A 7,139-nucleotide genomic window follows, 5' to 3' on the forward strand; every position below is an offset into this window, starting at 1 on the left:
ATTTTTATTACTATTAAATATCTCTTTTTAATTAATTCAAATAGTTTTATTAATTAGCATATTTTTATTTATTTCGTAATAATTTTTTATAAAAACAGACATCTTATTCTTTTATTAATGTATTATAAATGTCTCTTTTTGAAACTCCTCTGTCTTTTGCTACCAATTTCATAGCAGCTTTTTTATCATTGCCTTGGTTTACATAATATTCCATATGTTCTTCAATACTCATATCTTCCCACTGTTTTCTTTTTTCTTCCTTAATCTCCTCCTGAGATTTTCCTTCTATTACAAGAACAAATTCTCCTTTTGGTTCTTTTTCATTATATTTTTCTATTGCACCATCAATTGTTGTTTTATCAGCTTCTTCATATTTCTTAGTAAGTTCGCGGCATAATGTAATACTTCTATTTCCTAACGCATCTCTTAATTCCTTTAGTGTTCTTACCAAGCGGTGTGGTGCTTCATAAATTACTATTGTCCTTGTTTCATTTTTCAACTCTTCTAACACAGTTGATTTTTCTTTTTTATCACTAGGTAAAAATGCCTCAAAACAAAATCTTCTTGTTTTTTGTCCCGACATTGTAAGTGCCGTCACGCAAGCTGCTGCTCCCGGAAGAGATGAAACTTCTATTCCTGCTTCATAGCACTGTCTCACCACCTCTTCTCCGGGGTCTGATATTCCAGGCGTTCCGGCATCCGTAATAATTGCTACGTTTTTCCCGTTTAGCATCATTTGAACCAACTGTTTTGCCTTATCATATTTATTAAATTCATGATAACTTGTCATTGGAGTCTTTATTTCAAAATGATTTAATAATTTTACACTATTTCTTGTATCTTCGGCACCAATTATATCAACTTCTTTCAAAATTCTTACAACTCTGTACGTTATATCCTCCAAATTTCCAATTGGTGTTGCACATAAATACAATTTTCCCTGCTTAATTTCTTCACTCATAGACTTTCTCCATGTTTATTTTCTATTCACAACTTAAACATTAATCATTTTTCTTCATTATAACCATATATATCATATATCTCATCTGTATATACGCCCTGTTCTTTATATACAATCAATGGTTTTTCCACCTTAACCATGGACTTACCTCCACGGCATCCTTCAATAAGAACCATATTTGCTTCCTTATCTGCAAATGGATGAACCATTCTTATTCTTTTAGGCTCAATTCTATACTGTCGCATTAGTGATATTATGTCAACTAGCCTGTGTGGTCTATGTACCATATAAAATCTTCCTTTCGGCTTTAACATCTTTGCCGATTCTCTTATTACATCTTCCAAATTACACAAAACTTCATGTCTTGCAATCGCCTTAGGCATTTCAGGATTTTTCAATCCATGATTTTCATTCATATATGGCGGATTTGTAGTAATAACGTGAAAAGTGGCTCCGCCGAAAATTCCCGAAGCCTCTTTTATATCACCTGTCACAATATTAATTTTATCCTGCAATTTATTCATTTCTACACTTCTTGTAGCCATCTCAGCACTTTCATGCTGAATCTCAAGTCCTGTAAAATGCTCTCCGTTGGTCTTTGCTTCCATTAAAATAGGAATTATTCCTGTACCTGTTCCTAAGTCTAGTACTTTTTCCCCTGATTTAGCTTCTGCAAATCCTGACAATAATACTGCATCCATTCCAAAGCAAAACTTGTCCTTACTCTGAATTATTTTATATCCATTCCGATTAAGGTCATCAATTCGTTCTCCCTGTTTTAAATTAATCATCTAATTTTGATTCCTCTTTATCTTCAAGCCCTTTTAGCGCCTTTATTTCATCTGCTGCCAAATTGATTTTCTTTTTCTTAGGCTTGAATTTTAATTCTTTAATATTATATTCTCTGATTTCCTTTTCGTCATTTACTTCTACAATTACTTTTACTTTCTGTCTAAGAACATTTACACTGTATACTTCTCCTCGTAATCCGTCAAATGTTTTTACATTTTCACCTACACTTGGAAGATTCGCATTTAAGTATTCATATGTTTCCTGCTCATTTTTTAAGCAACACATTAAACGTCCACATACACCTGATATTTTCGTTGGATTTAATGAAAGACTTTGTTCTTTTGCCATTTTAATTGAAACCGGTGCAAATTCCGGTAAAAATGTATGACAACATAAAGGTCTTCCACACACTCCTATTCCTCCAAGCATTTTAGTTTCATCTCTAACTCCAACCTGTCTTAATTCAATTCTTGTTTTAAAAACAGATGCCAAATCTTTAACTAACTCTCTAAAATCAATTCTTCCATCTGCTGTAAAATAGAATAAAACTTTATTATTATCAAATGTATATTCTGTATTAATAAGTTTCATTTCTAATCCATGTTTCTTTATTTTTTCGAGACAGATTTTATATGCCTTTTTTTCTTTCTTTTTATTTTCTAACTCTTTCTCATCATCTTCTGGAGTAGCCACTCTTATAATTGGCTTAAGTGGTGCTGAAAGTTCTTCTTCATTAATTTCCTTTATCTTTCCAACAACTTCACCATATTCTATTCCTCTTGCAGTCTCTACTATTACATGCTGGCCATTTTCAACTTCTATATCACCTACTGCAAAATTATAGATTCTTCCTGCCTGTCTAAATCTTACTCCGATTACTTTTGTCATTTTTGAATCCTTTCTCTAATAATCAAAAACAATACTTCTAAAGTTGCATCAAAATTTACATTTGACCCAATCCTTTTCTCCGCATTATCTATTTCTTCTAAAATAATATTTATATCTCTAAAGCTTAGTTTTTCACTTTGATTAACTATAGCCATATAATCATCCTGAAATATCAGCTTTTCTGAATCTTTACATGCCTTATACACAAGCATATCTCTATACCACACATACATAAGATCAAAAAATTCATCTATATTCTTTTTTAGTTCTCCCGCTGTCTTTACTGCCTGAGTTATTACATTTATTCCCCCATGTTCCATTGCAATCAATGTCTGAACCAGAGAATTTTTTAGTTCTTTAAACTCTTCTGATGTTGCAAGTTTAACAGCTTTTCCCGGATTTCCTTCAGCAAATGCCGCAGCAACACTTGCATCATAAGAACCTATGCCAAACTCACTCATTAAATAATTCTTTATTGTGCTTTCTTTTACACTTCTTATATTTAATACAACACATCTTGATAAAATTGTCTGCAAAAATTTATCTGCATTTGTAGTAAGTAAAATAATTATTCCATATTCCGGCGGTTCTTCTATAGTTTTTAATAGTGCATTTTGAGCTGCCTCTGTCATTTTTTCACAATCCGGAACTATATAAATTTTATGTTTACTGCTATACGGTTTAATCACAATATCATTGTTAATCTGTTCTCTTATCTCATCAACACCAATACCACTTTTCTCGTATGTCACAATTCTTATATCCGGTTGGTTTCCGGTATCTGTCTGATGACATGATTTACATTTTCCGCAAGCAACTCCTGTCGGAGTTTTTCCTACAGTGTTATTATCCTCACACTGTAAAGCTTTCGCAAATTGAAGCGCTAACTCCATTTTACCTGACTCAGCTTCTCCATTGATTATATATGCATGAGAAATCTTTCCCATCTTTATTGCATTTTCAAAATGTTGAGTTATGTGATTTTGACCTAAAACTTTTCCATTTGCCATACAACAAACCTCATAATCTATTTACACTAACTAATTAAATATATCATAAATACTTCTTTATGTCATTTTCAATATTATTTACACATTCAAATAATTTGTCATTTTCATATATTTTATCAATTCCAACTTCTAATATTTTTTCTCTTGAAAAATCTTCTTCATCGGCAATAAATCTACGACACAACTCTGTATATTTTGGATTTTCCTGACGTCTTTCCCTTTCTACCGCCCTAGAAAGTCTTTCACCTGGTTCAACATATATGTAAAACGGAATAACATTTTCTTCTCCATAATACTTTCTCATTCCTTTATAAGCCTCTAAAGTTCCAATATAAAGGTAATTATTGTCACTATCCAAATCTATTTGTCCATCATCTGCTGTAAAATAATTCCATAATCCGTGTACAGTATTATAGCCTCTGCACTCAATTATTTTTCCCTTATCTTTCATTTCTTCTAATTTTTGAGGAGAAACAAAATAATATTCTACTCCATTTTTTTCGCCCACTCTCATAGGTCTTGTTGTATATCCGACAACTGTCTTTAAATTCAATTGCCTATTATTTTTAATTTGCTGAAAAATTGTATCCTTACCGGAGCTACTTTTTCCTAATATATAAAATATTTTTCCCATTTTCTTTCCTTTTCTTTAATCAACTTAAATAGTTCATACCTATTTTTTATTATATTATTAGTCATTATTAAATTAATTTAAATGTTATGAATTTAAATATTAATAATTTAATTGTTTTTATATTAATTACATAATTAGATTAATCAACAATTTTAAATTTATCATATCTAACTATTTCATAATTTCTATTTTTGTATTCCTTTATTTGTTCAACAAGCTTTACATTAACAACTTCGCCTGGAACAATTAATGGAATTCCCGGCGGATACAAATAAAGATACTCCGCAGATACTTTATTTATTGCATTTTCAATATTTACCAACTTTGTATTACTATTAACTGCATTAGAAATACTCATCTCCTGAATATTTCTTACTAATTCAAAATTTGTATTCTTAATTTTCTTTATTTCTGATTTGTTTGTAATTTTTTTGAGTTCTGCATCAATATAATCTAATGCTTTATATAATCTATCAAATCCCTCTTTATTATCACAAAAGGTAGTTATAGCCAACACATATTTTGCAGCTTCCATTTCCATTTCCAAATGAAATTTTTTACGTAAAATATCATTCATAGGTTTTCCACCTATACTTGAGTTAATTATTAATTTACTTAAATCAACATCAAAAACTTCATTCGTTCCAATAAGTTCTTTTCCCGGAATATGTATGTAATGTAATTTATCACATTTTTTTCTAAATTCTTCTATGTCATTGCTAAATTTTTCATATATTTCATTTCCATTTTTATCTAAAAATGATATGCATTTATCCATATTTGCCATAAAAACATATGAAGGACTGCTTGTCTGAAAAATTGACCAAAAATGTTTTATTTTTTTCTCATCAACTCTTTTTTTTCCTTCTTTAGATAAATGTAACAATGCAGTCTGCGTAAAAGTCGGCAAAGTTTTATGCATACTCTCAATTACTAAGTCTGCTCCCATATCATATGCTGGTTTTGGGAATTTATCTGATATTCCAAAATGCGCTCCATGAGCTTCATCAACAATAAGCACTGCTCCATTTTTATGCGTAATATCTGCCAAAGTTTTTATATCTGACACAATTCCATCATATGTAGGCGACGTTATGACAACTGCTTTTATATTACTATTTTTTTCAAATAAATTTTCTAATTCTTTTGCACTATATCCCCCATTTATCCCATATTTAGGTATATACTTTGGATACAAATATGTATTATTTAACTTAAGCAATTCACTTGCATTATATACTGCTTTGTGACAGTTTCTTCCTATTATTATTCTATCCCCCTGTGTAAGACACGAATGCATTGCTGTTAAAATGCCAACTGTGCTTCCATTTACTAAAAAATATGTTTTTTCCGTCCCCCAAAATTTTTTTGCCCGTTCCATCGCATCCTTAAGCACGTCATCTGCTTCGTAGAGCATATCAAATCCATCTATTTCTGTTATATCAATATCAATTCCATACTGCTCTTTTATTAAATTTACATTTCTCTTATGTCCCGGCATATGAAATGGGTAAAAATCAGACTTACTATATTCTTTTAATTTATCATATAAATCCTTTGACATTACTATTCTTCTTCTAACTCCTCATTATCAAACATATTTTCAAATGAAATCTGCTTGTAATTGTATTGATTTTTCTCAAATCCCTCTAAAAATACTTCCATAGACGCATACTCTTTTCTGCCTTTTTTAATCAAATAAGGTACATCTATATTAAATATTACATTTTCTTTTGTCGGATTATCTTCTCGCTTCATCAATTTTTCTACAATAGCCAATGGTATAGAAAATTCAGCTACACTTTCCATAAATGTTAATTCAAATTTGGCTTCAAACAAATTTTCCGTTCTATAAACTTGTTCTATATAAACTCTTCCTACTTCTGATTTTTCAGCCTCTTCAATAACTGGAATAGACCATCCTTCATTTCCACAAATTATAATCGGATATACGTTATTGACTATTCCAACCATTGCATCAGGCAATACATGTGTTTCATCTACTGCATTTTCGTATCCAACTAATAATTCTTCTTTGGAAATCGTATTTATTACATTTTCATTTAATCCATTAACAAATTCATTTATGTTTTCTAATATAGGTTTAAAAACATCTATTTTTTCAAATGAAATAAGAAATATATTATGTGCCCATGCATATTCCTGAGCAGCACGACTAAATCCTGTCGCACTAAAATAACATCCTACATTATTGTATATATTTTCATTTTTATCCACGCCTAAATATCTATTTTCATTAATATCTGTAATAATTCCATAAAAATCTCTTATATGAGACAATTCAACTCTATTTTTTGCATAAAATTTATATTGGCAAATCATTCTTATTGGAGTTGTAAATGCTGAAGGCATATTTAAAATACCATAACTATATATTCCATGTTGTGAACTATTTCCATTTATTTCTTTTTCTTTTATAGTTACATATCCACTATCTTCTAATAATTTATTTACTTTTTTCTCAAATATATACTCTCTTGCCTGATGTTCTTTCATATATACCACCTACTCATTTGTTTATTTGCGTGCATCCTTTTATATTTTACTATTTTTTCAAGACTATATCAAATCTTATTATTTCCTATAATTATTATTTTTTTAATTTAATTTCTATATTTATTCAAACCAACTTAACTCTAAATATGTATAAAAATTATATACTTATATAATAAAAAAAGAAGCATTCCTGCTTCCCATCACTTCATTACTTATTAACGTTCCCTTATCCGACCCGTTTTTCTTGTTCTTCCCTGTTCTTCTCTTACCAAATGACATTCGGACATGGTTAATGCCCAGTTCCGGAATCGAACCAGAGACACGAGGATTTTCAGTC

The 7,139-nt window shown here is 30.1% G+C and carries 7 protein-coding genes; all 7 read right to left on the reverse strand.

Going from position 1 to position 7,139, the window contains the following annotated elements; translation table 11 throughout:
• Positions 1 to 103: 103 nt before the first annotated feature.
• Positions 104 to 961 carry a 16S rRNA (cytidine(1402)-2'-O)-methyltransferase gene (rsmI, locus tag DWX29_RS11110; protein ID WP_022089135.1) on the reverse strand — a complete coding sequence of 286 codons (858 nt, stop codon included), beginning with the start codon at positions 959 to 961 and terminating at the stop codon, positions 104 to 106.
• A gap of 44 nt (positions 962 to 1,005) precedes the next feature.
• Positions 1,006 to 1,752, reverse strand: a complete 747-nt coding sequence (locus DWX29_RS11115; RefSeq protein WP_118565864.1) for a tRNA1(Val) (adenine(37)-N6)-methyltransferase — start codon at positions 1,750 to 1,752, stop codon at positions 1,006 to 1,008.
• Complete coding sequence (locus DWX29_RS11120; protein ID WP_022089133.1) at positions 1,745 to 2,641, reverse strand: stage 0 sporulation family protein; 897 nt, start codon at positions 2,639 to 2,641, stop codon at positions 1,745 to 1,747. Before DWX29_RS11120 ends, DWX29_RS11115 begins: the two co-directional genes overlap by 8 nt.
• Positions 2,638 to 3,651 carry a DNA polymerase III subunit gene (locus DWX29_RS11125; protein WP_022089132.1) on the reverse strand — a complete coding sequence of 338 codons (1,014 nt, stop codon included), beginning with the start codon at positions 3,649 to 3,651 and terminating at the stop codon, positions 2,638 to 2,640. The genes DWX29_RS11120 and DWX29_RS11125 overlap by 4 nt, the downstream gene beginning before the upstream one ends.
• A 43-nt stretch (positions 3,652 to 3,694) precedes the next feature.
• Complete coding sequence (locus tag DWX29_RS11130) at positions 3,695 to 4,285, reverse strand: hypothetical protein (protein WP_022089131.1); 591 nt, start codon at positions 4,283 to 4,285, stop codon at positions 3,695 to 3,697.
• A gap of 139 nt (positions 4,286 to 4,424) precedes the next feature.
• Positions 4,425 to 5,849 (reverse strand): aminotransferase class V-fold PLP-dependent enzyme, encoded by a 1,425-nt coding sequence (locus tag DWX29_RS11135; protein ID WP_118565865.1) that lies wholly within the window; start codon positions 5,847 to 5,849, stop codon positions 4,425 to 4,427.
• A 2-nt stretch (positions 5,850 to 5,851) separates the two neighbouring features.
• Complete coding sequence (locus DWX29_RS11140) at positions 5,852 to 6,802, reverse strand: restriction endonuclease (RefSeq protein WP_022089129.1); 951 nt, start codon at positions 6,800 to 6,802, stop codon at positions 5,852 to 5,854.
• Positions 6,803 to 7,139: the final 337 nt, after the last annotated feature.

Origin of the sequence: Eubacterium sp. AF19-12LB (assembly GCF_003479125.1) — a bacterium.
Taxonomy (GTDB): Bacteria; Bacillota; Clostridia; order Lachnospirales; family Lachnospiraceae; genus Eubacterium_U; species Eubacterium_U album.